The sequence below is a fragment of the Anabaena sp. AL93 genome (assembly GCF_001672085.1).
Taxonomy (GTDB): domain Bacteria; phylum Cyanobacteriota; class Cyanobacteriia; order Cyanobacteriales; family Nostocaceae; genus Dolichospermum; species Dolichospermum heterosporum.
This window is the reverse complement of the sequence record NZ_LJOU01000079.1, coordinates 1-21,418: the sequence shown is the minus strand read 5'-3', so window position 1 is coordinate 21,418 and position 21,418 is coordinate 1. Positions and strand designations below refer to the sequence as shown.

13 protein-coding genes and 1 pseudogene are annotated in these 21,418 nt (G+C 37.7%); 7 read left to right on the top strand and 7 right to left on the bottom strand.

The window, feature by feature from the left end:
- Positions 1–51 precede the first annotated feature (51 nt).
- Entirely contained in the window at positions 52–6,960 is a 6,909-nt protein-coding gene (locus tag AN486_RS19215; RefSeq protein WP_290602089.1) for a type I polyketide synthase, read from the bottom strand.
- Positions 6,961–8,182: 1,222 nt separating this feature from the next.
- On the opposite strand from AN486_RS19215, the gene AN486_RS19210 reads away from it, so the two are divergent.
- The 4 genes from AN486_RS19210 (at position 8,183) to AN486_RS19195 (ending at position 12,199) form a co-directional block, all read left to right on the top strand.
- Positions 8,183–8,512 carry a hypothetical protein gene (locus AN486_RS19210; RefSeq protein WP_027402676.1) on the top strand — a complete coding sequence of 110 codons (330 nt, stop codon included), beginning with the start codon at positions 8,183–8,185 and terminating at the stop codon, positions 8,510–8,512.
- Positions 8,513–8,761: 249 nt separating this feature from the next.
- Positions 8,762–9,964: an ABC exporter membrane fusion protein gene (locus tag AN486_RS19205; RefSeq protein ID WP_290602087.1), complete on the top strand. Its 1,203-nt coding sequence runs from the start codon at positions 8,762–8,764 to the stop codon at positions 9,962–9,964.
- 92 nt (positions 9,965–10,056) lie between these two features.
- The gene (gene devC / locus AN486_RS19200; protein WP_053538002.1) at positions 10,057–11,232 is read left to right on the top strand and encodes an ABC transporter permease DevC; all 1,176 of its coding nucleotides are present in this window, start codon (positions 10,057–10,059) and stop codon (positions 11,230–11,232) included.
- A gap of 268 nt (positions 11,233–11,500) precedes the next feature.
- Positions 11,501–12,199: a DevA family ABC transporter ATP-binding protein gene (locus AN486_RS19195; RefSeq protein ID WP_053538003.1), complete on the top strand. Its 699-nt coding sequence runs from the start codon at positions 11,501–11,503 to the stop codon at positions 12,197–12,199.
- A 293-nt stretch (positions 12,200–12,492) separates the two neighbouring features.
- Here the strand turns inward: AN486_RS19195 and AN486_RS19190 are convergent, their stop codons facing one another.
- Positions 12,493–13,470, bottom strand: a complete 978-nt coding sequence (locus tag AN486_RS19190; RefSeq protein WP_367142454.1) for an SDR family NAD(P)-dependent oxidoreductase — start codon at positions 13,468–13,470, stop codon at positions 12,493–12,495.
- A gap of 1,046 nt (positions 13,471–14,516) precedes the next feature.
- Here AN486_RS19190 and AN486_RS19185 point away from each other — a divergent pair.
- Positions 14,517–16,502: an AarF/ABC1/UbiB kinase family protein gene (locus AN486_RS19185; RefSeq protein ID WP_290602084.1), complete on the top strand. Its 1,986-nt coding sequence runs from the start codon at positions 14,517–14,519 to the stop codon at positions 16,500–16,502.
- A 135-nt stretch (positions 16,503–16,637) separates the two neighbouring features.
- Here AN486_RS19185 and AN486_RS19180 read toward each other — a convergent pair whose 3' ends face one another.
- From AN486_RS19180 to AN486_RS19165, 4 genes are all read right to left on the bottom strand, one after another.
- A complete protein-coding gene (locus AN486_RS19180) occupies positions 16,638–16,925 on the bottom strand; it encodes a hypothetical protein (RefSeq protein WP_284083355.1) in 288 nt (95 codons plus the stop codon).
- A gap of 39 nt (positions 16,926–16,964) precedes the next feature.
- Positions 16,965–17,378 (bottom strand): chorismate mutase, encoded by a 414-nt coding sequence (gene aroH, locus AN486_RS19175; RefSeq protein ID WP_027402669.1) that lies wholly within the window; start codon positions 17,376–17,378, stop codon positions 16,965–16,967.
- 171 nt (positions 17,379–17,549) lie between these two features.
- Positions 17,550–18,371, bottom strand: a complete 822-nt coding sequence (gene sppA / locus AN486_RS19170) for a signal peptide peptidase SppA (protein ID WP_168636388.1) — start codon at positions 18,369–18,371, stop codon at positions 17,550–17,552.
- 876 nt (positions 18,372–19,247) lie between these two features.
- The gene (locus AN486_RS19165) at positions 19,248–19,544 is read right to left on the bottom strand and encodes a hypothetical protein (protein ID WP_071992797.1); all 297 of its coding nucleotides are present in this window, start codon (positions 19,542–19,544) and stop codon (positions 19,248–19,250) included.
- A gap of 333 nt (positions 19,545–19,877) precedes the next feature.
- Between AN486_RS19165 and AN486_RS19160 the strand changes: the two genes are divergently transcribed.
- Both AN486_RS19160 and AN486_RS19155 read left to right on the top strand, forming a co-directional pair.
- Positions 19,878–20,663 carry an MlaE family lipid ABC transporter permease subunit gene (locus tag AN486_RS19160; RefSeq protein ID WP_039205142.1) on the top strand — a complete coding sequence of 262 codons (786 nt, stop codon included), beginning with the start codon at positions 19,878–19,880 and terminating at the stop codon, positions 20,661–20,663.
- Between the two features lie 81 nt (positions 20,664–20,744).
- A pseudogene (locus AN486_RS19155) lies at positions 20,745–21,122 on the top strand (DUF3119 family protein); the annotation flags it as partial.
- Positions 21,123–21,210: 88 nt separating this feature from the next.
- Here AN486_RS19155 and tnpA read toward each other — a convergent pair.
- Positions 21,211–21,418: IS200/IS605 family transposase (gene tnpA, locus AN486_RS19150; protein WP_290602079.1), on the bottom strand; the 208-nt coding region annotated here is incomplete at its 5' end.

The window sequence follows — 21,418 nt, the reverse complement described above, 5'->3', positions numbered from 1 at the left end:
CAGCAACGCCTTAAATCCTCTCTGCGCCTCTGCGCCTCTGCGTGAAAAAATCTAATCTTTGGCTATTTGTCGAGGTAGAATTGTTCCTTTAGCACCAATCATGCGATTATAAACTTGTCCTTGACGGTTATAGGTAATCACATCTGTAACTACTGATGATTCTGTTTTTGATTGGACTTCACAAGTAACATAAAATGTTTCACCAAAAGGGACTTTTGCAAACTGTTCAAAATGCTTTATTTCTGATGGTAAACATCCAACTTGATGAAAGTGTTGTGTCCAAATCCAGAGAGAATGAATCTGGACATCTGCTATATAAGGATTGAATGTTTGCACCGGAAATTGTCCCTGTTGCTGTGTAGTTGGTTCTGGTAAACAGCATTCAATGGTTATCTGACTAGGACTGGTATTTAAAACTGATTTTACGCCTTGAAATGTGAATCCATGAAATAGGCTAGAAGCATTTACTTGATATAATTCTTGATTGGTTTTGAGAAAGTTTTCATCCTGATTAAAGTTCAAGTTTACATAACTTGGAGGTGTGGGAATTTCTCTTTTGAGAATTAGATTTGTGCTGAAATGATAGCGGATTTTCCCGTCTGGTGTCTGACTACTAATTTTAGCAGCAAATTCTATTTCCTGATTTTCATGTTTCGCAAGTTCTTGAAGTTCTAAAATATATTCACTTGCGAAGTCCTCACCAAAAACTATGCCTTTTAAAACTTTGAAATTGGGAGAACTGAAGGCTGTAAATCCAGGATAGAGTTGTTCACAAGCATTAGTCATCCATAATAACCCACAGGTAGCAGGAAGTACGGGACGACCGGCGATAACATGATCCTGTAAAAATGGGTTTTCTGTTAATGTTAATCGGCGTTTAATCCGATAGGTTTTTAAATCATTTGATAAGGTTGCAGGAACATAAATTAATGGACTACCAATCACTAATTGAACTGTGCCTTGATTAGCCGTTGTTAGTTCATCAACTAATATTTGTGTTCCTGTTTCTACGGGAATAACTTCAATTCCTCTGGCTGCAAAAGCTTTCTTTAATTCTGATGATACCATGCCACTTTCCCAAGGTCCCCAGTTAATAGCCATAACATGACAGTTAGGGTAATTATGTTTAATTAGATGGGCTGATTTGTTGAGAATTTCATTGGCTATGGCATAATCTGATTGTCCTGCATTTCCATAAAATCCCACTACGGAAGAAAACAAAACTAAATATTGCAATTGACTTGCTGGTACACACCGCAGGAGATTTTCTAAACCTTTAACTTTAGCTGCATAAACATTTTCAAAATCTTGAATTGATTTCTTTTCAATGCGCTTGTCAGCTAAGTTTCCTGCACCATGAATTATACCTGTTATCGCCCCAAAACGTTCAATTACATCTGCAAGTTTTGATTCTAGTAATACTGTGTCAGTAATATCTACACTCAGATATTCTGCTTCCCCTCCAGCTTCTGCAATAGCTTTCAGAGTATTTTGAATTTCTCGCTGTGAGGAAATAATTTGATACTTTTTCTGTACCATTATCGGTGTTGGTTTTTCCCCTTGGGCTTGAAAATTTTCTAAAATTCGCTGTTTTAATTCTGCTTCATTTTCACAATTTTCTGCCCAAACTGGTTCAACTTCTGTGGTGGAACGCCCTAAAAGAATAAATTTACATTGATATTGTTGGGCGATTTTTATGACACATTGGGCTGTGATTCCTTTTGCACCACCACTCACGAGAAATACTTGATCTTTAGTAATTTCTCTTGCAGAATTGGTAGTTGGTAATGGGCTAAAATCTGCAATTAAAGTAACTCTACCTTTGTTGCTATATCCTACTTCTTGAATTAACAAGTTTGCATCATAAATTTCTGCGAGGATATTTTTTACAGATGTTTCTGGATCTAAGTCTGGATTTAAGTCAAGGGAACGACAAAATACATTTTCCCATTCTTGATTAATACTCTTGCTAAGTCCGAATAATCCTCCAGAAATTGCACTAAAATTATGGCTTTCTCCTAATCCAAATTCACCATCTAAACGCGCAACGCTAATAAAACAACTGCGTCCAAATTTGGCGGCTGCGTTGAGTGGTTCTTTCAGATATTTAGCGATTAAGAAGACATGACGCAGAATAGATTTATCTATGTCTAATGATGTTGCTGGGTGAAGGTGAATAAATGCAGCTACAGTCCCATAATTATCAGCAATCTGTTTTAACTGTTGTTGTAAACTGTCTTCATTCCAATCCGTTAAAACTACTCTATTGATACCTGCATTAACATTTGACTCGACACCGGGGAAACTTAAAACTACAGTTTTCCAACCTTTCGCTATCAAACTTTCTGCTAATTTCTCTGTGGTGGAAGAACCATCATCAGTGATTAATGCAATGTGATTTTCAGAAAGAGAAAATTCTAAACTATCTGGTGTGGGAAGTTGCTGTAATTTAGCAATACTGCGGCGGATATTTGGTACAGATGTGATTGTGATATCTTCTACTATTTCTTCAGTCAATAAATTAGGAATTCTCTGGGCTTGTTGCTGCATATAAGTGGCAATTTCGCCTAAAGTTCTCAATTCTCCAATTTCTTCGGGGTTGGGTTTAGGTAAATCGGGATATAGTTCTAATAAACCTCCTAAAATTTCTACTCGTTTGATAGAATCAATTCCCAAATCTGCTTCCATATCCATTGACAGTTCTAGCATTTCCACAGGATAACCTGTTTTGTCACTGACAACTGTTAGCAGAATATCGCTTAAATCTTGGAAAATTTCTCCTTCTTGTTGCTGTTCTTCAACTACGGGTGTGGCTGGAATTAATTCTGGTTGGGGAACTTCTACTAATACCTCTTTGCTAATAATTGCTGTTGATATTTCTACTTGTTGATTTAAGATATCTGGAACTAAAGTTTGCATATATTCAGCAATTTGTTCCAAGGTTCTTAATTGTCCTAATTCTTCGGGGTTGGGTTTAGGTAAATCGGGATGTAGTTCTAATAAACCTCCTAAAATTTCTACCCGTTTAATAGAATCTATTCCCAAATCTGCTTCCATATCCATTGACAGTTCTAACATTTCTACTGGGTAGCCTGTTTTATCACTGACAACGTTTAGTAGAGTTTGACTAAGGGTAGCTTTATCTATATTTGGGATGGTTTTTTCTTCACGCAGAGGCGCAGAGGCGCAGAGAGGAAGAGGTTCGGAAATATTCTGATTCAGTAAGTCTGGTTTTTGATCATTTTCTAAGTCTTGTTGAATTTGAGGATGATTTACAAAGGTTTTTTCTTCACGCAGAGGCGCAGAGGCGCAGAGAGGAAGAGGTTCAGAAATATTCTGATTCAGTAAGTCTGGTTTTTGATCATTTTCTAAGTCTTGTTGAATTTGAGGATGATTTACAAAGTTGATGACTTTATTTTCTGAGGTCAGTAAATGCAAATGTTTTTGCAGAAGTTGAAAGTAATTTTGGGTATATTCATGTTGATATTTGAGATATTGTTCATGAATGCGGAGGGTATCACCTTGATGATCATGAAACCGCATCATGTTCTGTTCAGAGTTGGAAATTGCTAGTTGTTGAGTTTGGGATTGATGTTCTGTAGTTTGATTATTTCCCAATAATAAATACTGTTGCTGCATTAATTGAGAAAATGTCTTTGTGTATTCTGTTTGATTGTGTAAAGATTGTTCATGAACGTGGATAATATCTCGTTGTTGCTGGCTAAATTCTGTGATAATTTTTTCTAAGTTGTGAATAACTTTTCCCTGATTATCAGGTTGGATTTCGACTTGTTCTAATTTACCATTGAGTGAAGTTGGGTGGTCGTTGTTACCCTGTGGTTGATGATTCTCATTAAATGAAGTTGGCGGTTTGTTGTCACCCTTTAATTGATGATTCTCATTAAATGAAGTTGGCGGTTTGTTGTCAATTGTTGGTTGGGGAGATACCACTCCCACATGATGACCATTCTCTAAAGCTTTCGCAAATGCTTTTTGAGTTCTTTCGGTAATGTTGGTACTATTTAAGCGGACATTTAAAACTTTTTTAGCGGGAAATTCGGGAATTTTAGTTGCGACTTGATAGGGATCTAAATTTTGCAAATATAATCCAGCTACCTGCAATTGAACTATGGCTTGTCGAAGAGTTTTGTCGCTGTTTTTGGTATGACTTGGATTTACGGCTATAGCTATGTGTGGCTTATCACTTAGAATTTCTTTCACCAAATTGGTAAGGACATTTTTGGGACCAAATTCTACAAAATAATAACCGCCAGCAGCATAAATATTTTCAATTTCCTGCTGAAATAACACCTGATTTAACAGTTGTTCTTTGAGGATTTTTTGAATGGCGTGGGGTTCTTGAGGATAACGGCTACCTGTAACATTAGTATAAACAGGAATTTGGGCTTCGTTGAAATTTACTTTTTCAACGGCTTGGGCAAAAGGTTTTTGAGCATGAGATACTAATGGTGTATGAAATGCTGCGGAAACTCCTAATAAAAAAGTGGTAAGACCTTGATTTTTGAGAATATCTTGGACTTGAATAATTTCCTCTTTCTTACCAGCTAATACTACTTGGTGCTGAGAATTTTTATTAGCAACTGCTACCTGGGGAAACTTTTTAATTACTTCCGTTATTTGATGAATATCTCCTTTGACAGCTAACATTCCTCCGGTATCAAAATTGGGATTAGCAGGTGCAGCCATAGCTTGTCCTCTAGCTTTTACTAGGAACAAATAATCCTCTTCATTTAACACTCCTGCGACCCACAAGGCTGTTAATTCACCAAAGCTATGACCGGCAACAAAATCGGGTTTAAATCCAGCTTGTTGCAAGATTTTATATAAGCCTGCACTAAATACACCAATTGCCGGTTGTGCATATTCAGTTTTTTGCAATGTTGCTAACTGAATTTGCTTTTTTGTTTCATCAAAAACAGGTTGAGGAAATACTACACTTGATAAAGGCTGTAACCCGTCTTCACACAACAGGCTATCCATGTGCGTGTAGGTTTGGCGCAAGCAGGGAAAATTCATTACCAATTCCCGCCCCATTTCTAAGTATTGTGAACCTTGTCCAGAAAACAAAGCCACTACTTTAGCTGTTGTGTCTATCCCCTTTTGGCGGTAGTAAACCCCTTGCGGATGTTCCCAGGATTTGGCTTCAGGCTTGTTTTTCAGCCCTTCTATGACAATTTGCAGTAATTCCCCAGCTTGCCCTAAATCATCGGCGACAAAGCCCACTCTGGCATAATTAACGGGAATTTTAGCGGTTTGAGAATCAGTAATTAATTGTTGATAGTATTTTTCTTTATTCTCATTCTGTAATTGTTGTTGGATTTGTTGACAACGAGATAACAACTCTGAAGGGGTGGGGGCAAATAGCAGTAAGGATTGTGGAGTATGGTGTAAACGGTAAGGGTGATGATGTTCATGTTCATATTCTTCTAAAACAACGTGATAATTCGTACCACCAAATCCAAAAGCACTGACTCCCGCCCTTCTGGGTTGAGTAGGATGACTTACCCAAGGTCTAGTTTCCGTATTTAAATAAAATGGCGAGTTCTCAATATTCAGTTTAGGATGGGGGGTACTGACATTAATCGTCGGTGGTAAGACTTTGTGATGTAATGCTAAAGCCGCTTTGATAAGACTGGCAGCACCAGCAGCCGCTTTAGTGTGTCCAATTTGAGATTTAACAGTTCCTAAAGCGATATGCTGTTTTTTCGGGTTATTCTCGCCAAAAACGCTGGTAATAGATGTAAATTCTGTAGGATCTCCTACCATCGTTCCTGTACCATGTGCTTCAATCAAACCTATACTAGCAGGAGAAATTCCTGCATCTGTATATGCTCGATTTAAAGCATTTATTTGACCTTCGGCGCGAGGTGCATAGATACTTTTATACTTACCATCGCTGGAACTGCCAACGCCCTTGATGACTGCATAGATGCGATCGCCATCTCGTTGAGCATCTTCTAGGCGTTTAAGTACCAACATTCCCACGCCTTCACCTAATAGCATTCCATCTGCATCAGCATCAAAGGGTCTTACCTTTTCCCCTGGAGAAACAGCAGGAGTTTTACTGAAGCACATATAGGCGAAAATTGAGTTATCAGTATCTACACCGCCAGTGATCATCATGTCGGCGCGATGTTCTACTAATTCGCTAACAGCCATCCTTAATGCACCCAAGGAACTCGCGCAAGCTGCATCAACTACGCAGTTCATTCCCCCCAAATCCAGACGGTTAGCGATACGTCCAGAAATCACATTTGCTAACATTCCGGGGAAAGCATTTTCTTCCCATTGCACATATCCACTTTTGAGTTTTTCAATAATTTTCTGGCTATCTTCGTCTGATAAACCACTATTTTTGAGAACTTTTTTCCAAAGTGGATCTTGCAATCTTGCACCTAAAGGAACAGCCAATTGTCTACCAATTGCTACTCCTAATACTACTCCTGTTCGTTCATGATTAAATTGTCGAGATGCACCATAACCAGCATCTTCTAACGCCTCTTTTGCTACTACCAAACCGAGTAATTGAGAAATATCTGTCACCTCCAAAATATTGGGAGGTAAGCCAAATTCCATAGGATTAAAATCAATATCTGGTAAGAAACCACCGCGCTTACAATAGGTTTTATCTGGTGTTTTTGGATCAGGATCATAATAGTCATCTATATGCCAACGGGACGCAGGAACATCAGTAATACAATCCACTTTCTGGACAATATTTTCCCAGTATTCTTGCAAACTCTTCGCCTGGGGAAAAATAGAAGCCATACCAACAATTGCGACATCAGTTGTTCGCAATTTAGCATTAATTTCATTTTTCATATTTGTAGTCTCAGGCATATTTTTTTTCACTTTTATCATCTTGAGTACAGACTTTTCACAGTTAATAATTTCATCTTTTAACTGTGTGAAAGCAGTTTCAAACTGGGAGATAGCCATGATCATATTTTGCTCTTTTGAGCAGGTAATATGGAGTTAAAGTTTCAAGAGTAATTGACCGCAGATAAATACGGATGAATTCAGATATCTTATGATTCTATACAGTCTTAGATGAATTTAGTATAGGTAAATATTGACTTTCATCCTTAACAGTATTGAAATCTTTTTTTGCGTTAATTATTGATGAATACTCTGGCGGCTTAATATGGAATCCTCTAATTAATCCTGTAGTCTATAAATTAATTTTTGCCAAAATTAATCTGAGTTTGGTGACAACTCTATTGCAACTCATAAGCAATTTATGTGCAACTTCATAAAAGTCTTGCAAATGTAAAATTGATAGAGTTATCTACAAAATGTGTTTGCTTATCCAATACATAAATTATTATCTAAGTTTTAGCCATTTTGACCAAAGTTGCACATAGATTGCATATCCCTAGTTTTAATTTATTAAAGATTTTATTTTTCCCTGAGAGGATATTTTAAAGGTGATATCCCATAATTTTCATCACATTGTTACCCCCTTTTCCCTTTACAAGCTATCGTACACAAGTTAAGTTACCCCCCTTAATCCCCCCTTATAAAGGGGGGAAATCGGAAAAATTAGTTCCCTCCCCTTTATAAGGGGAGGGTTAGGGTGGGGTAATTTGAGGAATAATGGTGATTCGATAACTTGTGTGTACACCGTAGCCTTTATAAGAAGGGAAACAATAAAAATCCAGTTCCCTCCCCTTTATAAGGGGAGGGTTAGGGAGGGGTAAAAGATTTGATATAGGATTTTGAATATGTAATTATTGTTCATTAGTTTCTAATGCCAAATAGTGAATATTTGCATCTATCTCCAGAAAGATTTTTTTATATTTTGTAAAATTAGTCACTACCAAATATATCTAAAGAATTAAAAAAATATTTTTCTATCAAATTGATTCTAAAGTTTGAGATAATGAAAGGTCAGTAATTCTTAATCTATACAAGGAGTTAATAATTTGATGCTTGCAATTTTTACAAATCTAAGATAGTGCGACAAATAAGGTTTTATGAAACAATTAGTTGCATATAGGTTGAAATTCCCAAAAAATAAGTTTAACCTAAATTATTAAATCAGGGAAATTTAGACTGTGAATTTAAAGCGGTCTTTGAGCATTAAATTAGTCAATTAAACTTTATTGCATTATTTGGCTTCTGCAATATTGGAATTACAAAACTACAAGGAATTGCTGGCATGAGACTATCTGAATTAGATCCACTCATCCCGCTGAATGAGTTACGAGAAGACCTCCTCAAATTACCAAAAGGTTACTCATTTCATGAAGATGAATTAGTAGATTTTCTATCACGGAGAAGATGGCCTGAAAGCAATCGTCGAATTGATAGAACAACATTTTGGCGGTGGCGTAATGACAACGCTATTGAGCATCAAAAAATATTCAGTCGTTTGGATCTTCTCAAACTTTGTCAAATTTGTGATCACTATCGAGTTGACGGAACACGGAGTGAATACTTGGCAATTATGCGGAAGAAAAAAGAGAAAGAGGTCGTGCTGAATAAATAAACTTTTGATATTGGTAATTGGTAATAGTCAGTAACTGATTACCCATTACCTATCAAAATTTTAGCATTTAAATATTTTATGTAATGGGTAATTAATCAACTGAGTAAATAATTCTTGATCAATAGTATTTTTTTTGGATATTGGATCATATATAAGGTTGTCAAGAGATGTTATCAAGTATAGGGACTTTTCTGGTTCTTATTGAGAATCAGAAATACTGTCATATTTCCTAATTTAAAAGACAAAATCATGGTACACAAAGAAAAGCACTCATTAATAAAACCTGTGAGTTTGTGGCCGATAATGTTAGCAAGTTCTGGAGTTATAGCTACTAGTCTAATATCTCTCTATAGCCTTTCATATTTTCAGAAACATTCTAAATCAACTTCTACAATATCTCCTATTATCCCTATTTCTGCACCTACCATTACTGCTGTTGCTGCTTTAGGACGGTTAGAACCCCAAGGAGAAGTAATTCGTCTTTCCGCACCCAATTCTCAGACAGGGATAAGAGTTAATCAACTTTTGGTGAAAAAAGGAGACAAAATTCGTCAAGGACAAGTAGTAGCAATTCTTGATAGTTATATTCCTAATCTTGCAGCTTTAGAAAAAGCAAAACGACAAGTAGAAGTCAGTCAAGCGAATCTTCAGCAAGTAGAAGCAGGGGCGAAAAGAGGTGATATTTCGGCTCAAAAAGCCGCAATTTCCCGTTTAGAAGTGGAATTACGAGGATCAATTTCTACCCAAAAAGCCACAATTGCTCGTCTAGAAGCTGAACTAAAAAATTCAGAAACCGAAAATAAACGATATCAGAAATTATATGAAGATGGTGCTATTTCTGCTTCTGATGCAGATACTAAAAAATTACGCAGGGATACTGTGCAAGAACAACTTAATGAAGCTAATGCTAACCTGAAACGGACTGTAGAAACTTTGCAAAAACAGTTAAGTGAGTCTGAAGCTAGACTTAATAGTATTGCAGAAATTCGTCCTACAGATGTGCAACTAGCTCAAGCAAATGTAAAAAGTGCGATCGCATCTGTTCAACAAGCTCAAGCGGAGTTAGATTTAAGTTATATTCGTTCACCTATTAATGGTCAAGTCCTAAAAATTAATGCTTGGCCAGGAGAAATAATTGCCAATAAAGGGATATTAGAACTAGGACAAACTCAACAAATGTATGTAGTTGCAGAAGTTTACGAAACTGACATTAAAAAAGTTCGTTTAGGTCAATCAGCAACTATCACGGGTGACGCTTTCGCAGGAAAATTACAAGGGACAGTTACAGATATTGGTTTACAAGTTGGCAGACAAAATATCTTTAACACTAATCCTGGTTCAGATACAGATAATAAAATAGTTGATGTAAAAATTCGCATTGATAAATTAGCAGATAATCAACGAGTTTCTAATTTAACTAATTTACAAGTCCAGGCACTTATTCAGATATAAGCCTGAACTGTAATTTGTCTAATTAATTTGATGGGGATGATGACTAATGGGTATTTTGAAATCCTATGATGAGATAGGAAATAGGAGAAAATATGATTTTAAATATACCTTTAGCTTGGCTACAATTAGCAAAGCAAAAAGTACGCTTTCTTGTAGCATTAGCGGGTATTGCTTTTATTTCTGTTTTAATGTTTATGCAAATTGGGTTTCAAGATGCTCTTTATGCCAGTGCGACTCAAGTACATAAACATCTTCGAGGTGATTTGTTTTTAATTAGCTCCCAATATAAATCCTTGACTTCTACTCAAAGTTTTCCTCGCAGTCGTTTATATCAGATATTAGGTTTTAATGGGATTGAATCAGTTGAACCTTTATATGTCCAATTTGCTAAACTGAAAAATCCTCTCAATGGTCGCAAATATCCTATTTATGTCCTGGGATTTGATCCGGTTAAATCCATATTTAGATTACCCGAAATAGATCAAGATTTTCAATTACTCAAAATTCCTGATCAAGTATTTTTTGACCGAGCCGCACGTCCAGAATTTGGACCAATTGCTGAATATTTCCAGAAAAATAAACCTATCAGTATGGAGATATTTAGTTATTTAGGAACAGTTGGTTACAAGGTTAAAGTTAGTGGGTTATTTACCCTTGGGCCTTCTTTTGGTGTGGATGGTAATTTAATAGTCAGTTCTTCTACTTTTTTTAGAATCTTTCCAGAACGCAGAGCAAATGAACTAGATATAGGCTCAATTAATCTGCAACCTCATGTTAACCCAAAAACAATTTTAGCAACCTTATCTGCTAATTTACCTGATGATGTCACAGTGATGACTCGCCAAGAATTTATTGATTTTGAAAAAAGCTATTGGACATTAAGAACACCGATTGGATTTGTGTTTAATTTGATGGTAACGATGGGTTTTGTTGTTGGTGTCATTGTTGTTTATCAAATCCTTTATAGTAATATATCAAGCCATTTTGTCCAATTTGCTACACTCAAGGCCATGGGATTTAGAAATAAATATCTTTTGAATGTTGTTTTTCAGCAAGCTATAATTTTAGCTGTCTTGGGTTATATTCCCGGTTTTGCTATCTCTCTAGGACTATATGATATTGCCAAAGATGCAACTAAATTACCAATTGTTATGGATATAAATAAGGGTTTATTAGTATTTACGTCTGTGATTATTATGTGCTTAACTTCTGGTTTCTTTTCTACTAATAAATTACGTAAGGTAGATCCAGCAGAAATTTTTAATTAACCACAAATTGTCATTATGACAAGGGAACAGAGAAGAGGTTTTAGAGGTTGTTTGAAAAGTGGTATCCCGTAATTTTCATCACATTGTTACCCCCCTAAATCCCCCCGATGCTTTGGGGGGAAACCGGAAAAATTAGTTCCCTCCCCTTTACAAGGGGAGGGTTAGGGTGGGGTAAAATATTTGATCCAGCAATCATGACTTTTCAAACACCCTCTTAAGCAACTTTACTTTTCGTTACATATTTCGGTTTTTTACCGTTCACCCACTTATGCAATATTCACATTCTGCTAATATTTTACAAATCACAAATCTTAATCATTACTTTGGTAATAGTAAATTACGAACTCAAACTTTATTTGATATTAATTTGACGATCAAATCTGGAGAAATTGTCATTATGACTGGACCTTCTGGTTCAGGAAAAACTACTCTATTAACATTAATCGGTGGTTTGCGTTCTGTCCAAGAGGGAAGTTTAAAATTTAGTGGACAAGAATTATTAAATGCTAGTAATGAAGAATTAGTTCAAATACGTAGGCAAATTGGTTATATTTTTCAAGCTCATAATTTACTAGATTTCTTAACTGCTATGCAAAATGTACAAATGTCTTTAGAATTGCAATCTAATATTTCTCAATGGGAATCTTATATTCAGTCTGAAGCAATACTTAATGCTGTGAAATTGGGAGATAGAATTAATTATTATCCCTCTGATCTTTCTGGGGGACAGAAGCAACGAGTGGCGATCGCTCGCGCTTTAGTGAGTCATCCTAAGTTAGTATTGGCCGATGAACCTACGGCTGCTTTAGATAGTAAATCAGGACGAGATGTGGTTAATTTAATGCAGCAATTAGCAAAAGAACAAGATTGCTCAATTTTAATTGTTACCCATGATAACCGCATTTTAGATATTGCTGATAGAATTATCAACATGGAGGACGGTTATTTAATCCAACATGAAGTTTAGGGTTATCTCCTAGATTTGTACTTAACCAAATTTACTAAGAGAACTCCACAAAAAAAATGATCCAATTTTGTGGGATGGGCATCCTTGCCCGTCCTTGATGATTAGCGGGCAATTCGTCCCGCACCACAAGAAATTTTGGGATATTTTTTTGATTGGAAGTCTCTAATAAACCTGTGCTGCATGAGTTGTCATTGCGAGTGAAAGGAAGCAATCTCTTGACAACCGATAAACCACCTAACGCAAAAATCTCTCAAACCCTTATTCCTCTGTGTCCTCTGCGCCTCCGTGGTTCGTTAATCAGGATAATTTATTTCTTGGAAGTCCCTAAAGAATAAAATCACTAACCAAGGTATTGTTAAATCAGGAATTAACCCAGCATAATTTCTTAAAAAAGGTATTTGCCTTGGTAAAATAAACCTCAAAGAACGTAAAGACGCAGGACGATTACCATTTTCATCTACAAATCCATATCTCTTGGCAACTTCAGCGACAATTTGGATTTTACCTGTATATTTGATAATATTAGCATCAGCAGCTAAACTAGCGATCGCCCTCCCAGTGAATAAGGGTGTTTCCCAATTATAACTATCACCAAATGATAGAGATTTACCATCTTCTGAACTCTGTTCTTTAGCAAAACTGGTAATCTGTTCTGTACCGACAATCCCCGGATAAATAGCCAAAGAAGTCACATTATCCTCCTTCAATTCTTTAGCCATATCTGCGGCTAATCTATCACAGGCACTTTTGCCTACACCATAGGGAACACTAAAAATATAAGACATTCCGCCCCAAGAAGAAATAGTAAAAATAATTCCCTCTTTCCGCTTTGTCATCATCCTCGCAGCATAAATACTAGCCACATAATGACTTCGTAAACCGACATGATTCGCAGCATCCCAAAAACTCGGTTCTAACTCCCAAAAAGTTTTACCAAAGCCTTCTCTAATAGCTTGTACTCCTGCATAAACATTATTAACTAAAATATCTAATTGACCATTTTGTTCTCTCTCAATCCGGGCAAAAAGTTGGCGAATTTGCTCATCATCACTATGATCAACCTGCACGGGAATACAAACCCCACCAGCTTCTATAACGGCGGTTTCAGTTTCTTGTAAACTCCCACCAAGACCATCATTATTAGGTTCAAGAGTGCGTCCTGTAATATAGACTGTAGCACCAGCTTCACCTAATCCAATTGCAATTCCTTTACCAATTCCTCTGGTAGCACCTGTGACTAATGCTATTTTTCCTTGCAGATGTTTAATCATTTTTTATGAGGAAATTTATATTTTTATTATAAAATCATTATATTAATATTCTCAATTTTGTCAATCATCATGAATTCGCTAATCAACGACATCAAACAAATTAAGTAGGTTGGCGTTGAAAATTGTCGTTGTGGGAAGGGAATAGGCAAGAGGCAAGAGGGAATAGGCAAGAGGGAATAGGCGATTTTACCTGTTGGTTAAGAAAACCAGATGATTGGAACAATAACATTATTGATGCCGATTTATTTTGTCCTTTTAGATATCAACAATAACCAGTTAAAAATCCAGTCCCCTCCCCTTTAGAAGGGGAGGGTTAGGGAGGGGTAAAACATTAGTAAACTAAACAAGTTCAAAAATTTTCTAGTTATTGAGTCGTCTTGAGACGACTTTTGCTATGAGACTGGGAATTCATTCCCAGGCTATGGATTTTACGTTAAGTTGACACCAATGAGCATTGTTAAGTAATTGGACAAAAATATTTACAGTCATTGCGAGGGAAGGGAAGCAATCACAACCCTTGGAATTGCTTCATTTCACTTCGTTCCATATGGCTAATGCCACGCTGCGCTAACGCAATGACATTGTGTAATTAATTCTGTCTCACTACTTAAACCCCTACAAATCTAGGGTTTTCGTGATTTTATAAAAGTCCATGTCCCAACCGTTTTGAGTATAACGTAAAACCCATAACCCAACTGGGAATGAATTCCCAGTCTCATAGCAGAAGTCATCTGAAGATGACTAAAAATCTCCATAAGTCTATAGTTTACTTTAGTAAACTTTGACTATTAGCCCGGAAATATGGCTAACGCCACCCTACGCTATCATTTCGGGGTGGGTGTGGAAGCCAAACAAATAAGTCGTCTGTAATTCTTGCACAAGCGTCATCAGACGTACCTATTTGCGCTATACTTTACTTAAATATACTAAAACTCGGCTGTTAACAAGAAAACTAGCAGCAAGAATTTCTAATTTGCGAATATATCCCGAAAAGACAAGATATTGTTACAATATTTAACAACGTTGATTTAACTGGTGGCTTCTTCATGATGGTTAAGACACTTCCCCCTAGTTCTCGAACAAGTCAGGAGGACAGTCGCGGAGGCGAATTGTCCGTGATTGAGGTAGTAGCAGAACAAAGTACACAGACGGTAGTAATCAAATCGGCGCAGGCTTCTCAACAGCCAAGGCACAAAGTGAGGACAGGATCTGAACCGGAGTCGGTGCTGTATGATCCTGTGGAAATAGCAGCACAGTATAGTGAGCGATTCCTACAAGTTATCCGGCGGATTCTAACGGTTTTAAAACCAATTCTTGCCTTTGTCTTCGGGTTATGGTGGGATAAGCAATGGAGAATTTTGGTTAAAAATGAACGTCGTCGCGCTGTTCAACTGAGAGAATTATTAACAAAGCTAGGACCAGCTTACATTAAAATTGGTCAAGCTTTATCCACTAGACCAGATCTAGTCCCACCAATTTACCTAGAAGAATTAACTAGACTCCAAGATCAATTACCAGCTTTTCCTAATGAAATAGCTTACCAATTTATTCAGGAAGAATTGGGAGCAACACCGTCAGAAATTTACGCAGAATTTTCGTTACAACCGATTGCGGCGGCCTCCTTGGGACAAGTATATAAAGGCAGATTGAAAACTGGGGAAGAAGTAGCGATTAAAGTCCAACGTCCAGATTTACGGGAACGAATTACGATAGATTTGTATATTTTGCGGAAACTGGCTGCTTGGGTACAGCGGAATCTCAAGCGGGTACGTAGTGATTTAGTCGGAATTTTGGATGAGTTAGGCGATCGCATTTTTGAAGAAATGGACTATATTCATGAAGGCGAAAATGCAGAACGCTTTTTTGAATTATATGGTCACATGAAGGATATTTATGTACCAAAAATTTACTGGGAATACACCAACCGTCGCGTTTTAACGATGGAGTGGATTAACGGCATCAAATTAACTCAACCCGAAAAAATCGCCGCTTTAGGAATCAATGCCCGGTATTTAATTGAAGTTGGAGTCCAATGTTCTTTGCGTCAATTATTAGAACATGGATTTTTCCACGCTGACCCCCACCCAGGTAACTTGTTAGCGACAATGGATGGTAAATTAGCTTATCTCGATTTTGGCATGATGAGCGAAGTGAAACCAGCCCAACGTTATGGTTTAATTGAAGCAATTGTCCACGTCGTTAATCGGGAATTTGATAGTTTAGCAAAAGACTATGTAAAGCTAGAATTCCTCACTCCCGAAACAGACCTAACTCCCATTATTCCTGCTTTTGCCAAAGTATTTGCTAACGCCCAAGGTGCAAGTGTCGCGGATTTGAATATTAAAAGTATCACCGATGATTTATCGGCTTTAATGTATGAATATCCTTTCCGTGTTCCCCCATATTACGCCTTAATTATTCGTTCGCTTGTGACTTTGGAAGGAATTGCAATCTATATAGATCCCAATTTCAAAGTTCTTAGTGAAGCCTATCCTTATGTTGCTAAAAGGCTGTTAACAGATCCCGCAAACGAGTTAAGAACATCATTACAAGAATTACTGTTTAAAGATGGGAAATTCCGCTGGAATCGTTTAGAAAACCTGCTAAAAAATGCCCGCAGCAACCAAGAATATGATCTGAACTTAGTCGTTAATCAAGGAGTAGAATTTCTCTCTTCTGACCGAGGTGCATTTATTCGTGACAGATTAGTTGATGAATTTTTCAACAGTATAGATGCTGTCAGTAAAAACGCCTTACACAACTTCACTTATGTACTTCGAGAAAAGGTAGGAATTACCGCAGTTCATCAAATTCCTTCAGCCTCAGTTGAACAACAACAGACCTTAGAATATATTAAACGCATTGCGGGAATTTTACGAGATACTAAAGGCTTTGATGCCACAAAATTTGCTCCTCAATTAGCCCAAATCATTGTTAATCCAGGAGTCCAACTTTTAAGTCAACAAATTGCCACTCGCGTCACCCAGAAAGCCGTAACTCGCGTCATTCGGGAGTTATTAGCATCTGAATAATGTCCAAACTGTCTAAACTGTGATTTTTTTGATTTAGATGATTGAGATGATTAATTAATCAGAAAAATCAAATTAATCACACAAATCATAGTTCAGACGATGATTAATTAATCACACAAATCATAGTTTAGACAATCAAATATTCGTTCCTAAACTCTGAGCGTAAATCACCTCAATATTGCTACCAAAATCCAATTTATCCAAGGATTCTGTGAAAAACACAAAACCCTTATACGCAGTTACATACTTATATATTTTCGTAAAATAACCTTCACTGGTGACAATGACAAGCGGCTCTTCACCTTTGGTAAGAATATCCAAAAAAGCATCTAACTTTACACATACACCAGTACCCTGATGAGTGAAAATACTCCCACCAATAGTAGCAGGTTGAGCAGCCGCGTCACCACTGTAATAGCTCATTTAGCGCTAACTTTTACTTATGTTATTGACCAGCTAATTTTAAACTTTCGTCTCCACTACCTGCTGTGAAGTTTGTAACGTTTGGGGTAAACTCCAATCGGGACGCAATTTAGCAGCGTGACGTAAATAAACGTGGTGAATTGGCGTAGAAGTTGGTAAATTAGCGTGAATGAGAAAGCGAATACAGCGCGGTAAACTTCCTTCAACGTGCATTTGTTGGACATCTAACATAGCTACACTATCCCACAAAGGACGACTGCGGGCGATCGCTGCTGGAAAAATAGCATCCAAATCCTTTGTCACTGAAAAAGTCACACTAATCATATCGTCCGGTTGGAGTTTATTTCTTTGCTCCAATTCATCTAATAATTCTGTCACTGAATCTCGAATTGCTTCAACACTATTTTCTGCAACAGTTGTTGCACCCCGAATTGCTCGCATTTGCCATTTCACTACCAAAATCCTCCTTTTGTATTTGTCAGTTGTCAGTTGTAATAATTCTTCCCTGTTCCCTGTTCCCTGTTCCCTGTTCCCTGTTCCCTGTTCCCTGTTCCCTGTTCCCTGTTCCCTGTTCCCTGTTCCCTGTTCCCTGTTCCCTGTTCCCTGTTCCCTGTTCCCTACTTTCTATGGACGATATAACCACATGGGTAAACCACTCGTAGACATTTCAAATTCTAGCCAATCAATCCCCCCACCAATAACCGATTTAGCTTGACGACTTCCCGGCAGAACACGACTCAAAAATGGTTTCCGTTCTTCTAGCGTATAGCAAAGAGTTTTTTCAGGATCAAGTCCTACTAACTCCGCTGTCCATCGTCTTGCATCCTCTTCTGTTCCTAAGCGGTCTACAACACCTAATTCTAAGGCTTGCTGTCCGGTAAAAATTCGGCCGTCAGCGAAACTTTTGACCCTCTCCACAGTTAATGAACGAGCCTCAGCCACCGTTTCCACAAATTGTTGATAGCTGCAATCAATCAAGTCTTGCAGAATAGTTTGTTCCGGTTCTGTTAATTCCCGATCAAAAGCTAATATGTCTTTGTACGGTCCTGACTTAATGACCTTAAAGGAAACACCAATTTTTCCCAATAGCACCTCTAAATTATTCCCCCGCAGAATTACCCCAATACTGCCCGTAATCGTGCCTGGATTCGCCATGATATGTTCTGCACCCATACCAATATAAACGCCTCCAGAAGCGGAAATATTCCCAAAACTAGCAACAATCTTGATTTTTTTGGCTAATCTCTTTAGTGCGCTGTAGATTTCTTGAGAATCACCCACTGTACCGCCAGGACTATCAATGCGTAGCAGTAAAGCCGGAAACTTACTTTCCTCTATAGTCTTCAATGCTTCTAGGACGTGCTTACGGGTTGCACCAGCGATCGCACCGCTAACTTCAATCCGCGCAATTTGTTTCCGAAAGTTGGGCTTAAATGGCCAAATCATGGGCAATCAAATAACTTTTTAATCTTCTGAATATCTTTAATATAGAACGCCCAGCGCGAACCTAACGGGTTCTAAACAAGTAGGCAAAATTGATTATATAAACAATACCTTGTCCAAATCGAAAAAAGTCTTGATTTGTAGGGGTAGCGCCCCCGTGCCTACCCCGATATTTGGGGCAAGCACTTATGTAGTCTCGTTGAACCAAGAATCCCCGTGTCTTTAGGGACTTCCAAATAAAAAAATACTCAACCACCTAACGCAAAAATCTCTCAAACCCTTATTCCTCTGTGTCCTCTGCGCCTCTGTGGTTCGTTAATCAGGATAATTTATTTCTTGGAAGTCCCTTAGACCAGGGAGTGTCAACTCTAATCCAATTGGGAAAAGTCCCAAAGACAAGGGTAAGAATTTTATTTTTAACCCCTGACTCGGTAACTCTTGCTATATCACCCGAATCATTAGAGACTTCCAAGAAATAAATTATCCTAAGAAACGAACCACAGAGGCACAGAGTACACAGAGAGAGAATTTCTGCATAAGTTTTGGGACATTTTTTTATTTGGAAGTCTCTTATTAAAAAGCTTAAGGAAATTTTTATATTTTATATGTAGTTTTATTTGGTATTTTTAAGGAACAAGAGCCAAGTATTAAAAAATATTAGCCTTCACCACAAGTATACCCATCTCAACCCTATTGTGTTGTGTCACTGCACTACACGAGAATTTGGGAAAATAACGACCTTAAAAAATAGAAATCTCCAGCACAGAGCCAATAGCTTCCAGTAAATATAGAAATACTCAGCTATGGATCGCAATTATTAAGATTACTCATTGTGGGATTCTTTGAATCATCAACATGGCTTAAATGCTTTGACAACATTCAAGAATCGGTATGAAGAATTTGATAACGGTAATGAACATAGATATCAAATAGCGCCCCAACAAAGCCGCAAGTTAAACTAATCGTAAATAGACCGTTGAGGGAACTACCACTGCCGAAAGTAGCGAGAAAATGCAGAATTTGCATAGAGACATCCGAAATTATCCCTTGTAGACCAGGGACATAGCTAAAAAGTGATAAAACCAAGAACAAACCACCAACGAGGAAGACAGGGACGAGAAAACTAAAAATGGTGGTAAGCACTAAAGATCGGAAAAAGTTACTAAATATAGTCATAATCAGACCGAGGTAGTGGGTAACTTGAGAGATAACCGAAAAATTATCTGCCAACCTCTACAATACTGGCGATCGCCCCCAAACATTCATTTCGTCAAGAATCTTAAGTTTTCATTAAATTGCACTGGTAGTAGTTACCCCAAGTGCATTGGGTATTTTTGAGGTTTAAAACCTGTAAAACCTTGAAAAAATCAGGATTTACATCTCAGTATGCAGTTTACTAGAAGTAAAACCACTGTAAAAACTCGCTCAATTTTATGAGACTAGCCGTAAACTAAGTTAATAATTTGCATATTGTCTAGTGTTAATTCTATCCCCCACCACCAGTGACCAATGGCCAAATCCAGTTTAGGAACATGGAGTCAGCGCTTGCTGGCTGCGACCTTTTTAGGTGGACAAGTCATATTTCACCTCCTTCAAGGTAAAATTCACCGTCGTAACACCCTAGAACAATTGGCAATAGTCGGACCCGACTCTTTCTTCATTGCCCTATTAACAGCCATATTCGTGGGTGCAGTATTCACAATTCAGGTAGCACGGGAATTCATCAACTTCGGGGCAGGGAACCTCGTTGGGGGCGTATTAGCAGTAGCATTAACCAGAGAACTTAGCCCCGTATTGACAGCAGTAGTTTTAGCAGGACGGGTAGGTTCAGCTTTCGCAGCAGAAATCGGCACAATGAAAGTTACAGAACAAATAGATGCTCTGTTAATGTTAAAAACAGATCCCATTGATTATCTAGTTATTCCCAGACTTCTGGCTTGCTTCATCATGTTACCTGTCTTAACTTTGCTATCCTTAATCACAGGAATGTCTGGAGGATTGCTCATAGCCACCCATATTTACAACCTTTCCGATACAGTATTTCTAGACTCAGCCCGGGACTTTCTCGATATTTGGGATATTGGTAACGCCATGATTAAAGCCTGTTGCTTTGGTGTATTAATCGCCATTATCGGCTGTAGCTGGGGCTTGACTACCACAGGCGGTGCTAAAGGTGTAGGACAATCAACTACAACTGCTGTTGTCACAGCCCTATTAGTTATATTTATTACCAACTTCTTTTTATCTTGGGTAATGTTCCAAGGTCCCGGTAGTGGATTATCGCCAGGAAAGTGATTTTAGAGGCAAGAGGCAAGAGGCAAAAGGCAAAATAGAGTAATTAAAAATTACGAATTATAGAAACAGGAGAAAAAGATTTTGCATAGTTCATTCACACCTAACATCATATTAACAGTAGAACTCAAGCCAAGTTACAATATTCCTGTTGTCTTAGTCTTGGTCGCTATTCCCGTCCTATTAGTACAACCTTGGGTGGGAGGAATATTAACGCTATTGGGTTTGTTTTTGATGTTGCAAGCTGTAACACTGCGCTTTCTATTTACCCCTACTGATTTTGATCTTTATAGAGGCGAAAAGTTAATTAAGCGTTTTCCTTACCAAGAATGGCAAAATTGGCGAATATTCTGGAATCCGGTTCCCATTTTGTTCTATTTTAAAGAAGTGAACAGTATTCACTTTTTGCCAATTTTATTTGACCCCAAAACCTTAAAATCTTGTCTAGAAGAACGTTGTCCACCAGGAGATTGCGGGAAGGCTGGGAGCCGCGTCTCTTTAGAGCGCGGGGGAAAGCCTACTCGTGCGGTTTTAACCGCTTCCAATATTCTCAACCATGATGCGGGTCATTAATATATCTTTCTATAGTATCAGCAGCAACGTTTCCAGCAGTTGAAAAGAAATAGCTGCTAGTCCAAAGTGACGGTAGCTTTTTTAATTCTGGGAACTCTTTTCTTAGGTAATTAGATGAGCGTCCTTTAAATGCTTTAATTACCTGAAATATTGCATCAGTTGGATGAATCTCTACGAATAAATGA

Excerpts from the sequence above, each read along its gene's own strand:
- AN486_RS19215 (WP_290602089.1), bottom strand. The coding sequence starts at position 6,960 with ATGGCTATCTCCCAGTTTGAAACTGCTTTCACACAGTTAAAAGATGAA.
- AN486_RS19210 (WP_027402676.1), top strand. The coding sequence starts at position 8,183 with ATGAGACTATCTGAATTAGATCCACTCATCCCGCTGAATGAGTTACGA.
- AN486_RS19205 (WP_290602087.1), top strand. The coding sequence starts at position 8,762 with ATGGTACACAAAGAAAAGCACTCATTAATAAAACCTGTGAGTTTGTGG.
- devC (WP_053538002.1), top strand. The coding sequence starts at position 10,057 with ATGATTTTAAATATACCTTTAGCTTGGCTACAATTAGCAAAGCAAAAA.
- AN486_RS19195 (WP_053538003.1), top strand. The coding sequence starts at position 11,501 with ATGCAATATTCACATTCTGCTAATATTTTACAAATCACAAATCTTAAT.
- AN486_RS19190 (WP_367142454.1), bottom strand. The coding sequence starts at position 13,470 with ATGATTAAACATCTGCAAGGAAAAATAGCATTAGTCACAGGTGCTACC.
- AN486_RS19185 (WP_290602084.1), top strand. The coding sequence starts at position 14,517 with ATGATGGTTAAGACACTTCCCCCTAGTTCTCGAACAAGTCAGGAGGAC.
- AN486_RS19180 (WP_284083355.1), bottom strand. The coding sequence starts at position 16,925 with ATGAGCTATTACAGTGGTGACGCGGCTGCTCAACCTGCTACTATTGGT.
- sppA (WP_168636388.1), bottom strand. The coding sequence starts at position 18,371 with ATGATTTGGCCATTTAAGCCCAACTTTCGGAAACAAATTGCGCGGATT.
- AN486_RS19165 (WP_071992797.1), bottom strand. The coding sequence starts at position 19,544 with ATGACTATATTTAGTAACTTTTTCCGATCTTTAGTGCTTACCACCATT.
- AN486_RS19160 (WP_039205142.1), top strand. The coding sequence starts at position 19,878 with ATGGCCAAATCCAGTTTAGGAACATGGAGTCAGCGCTTGCTGGCTGCG.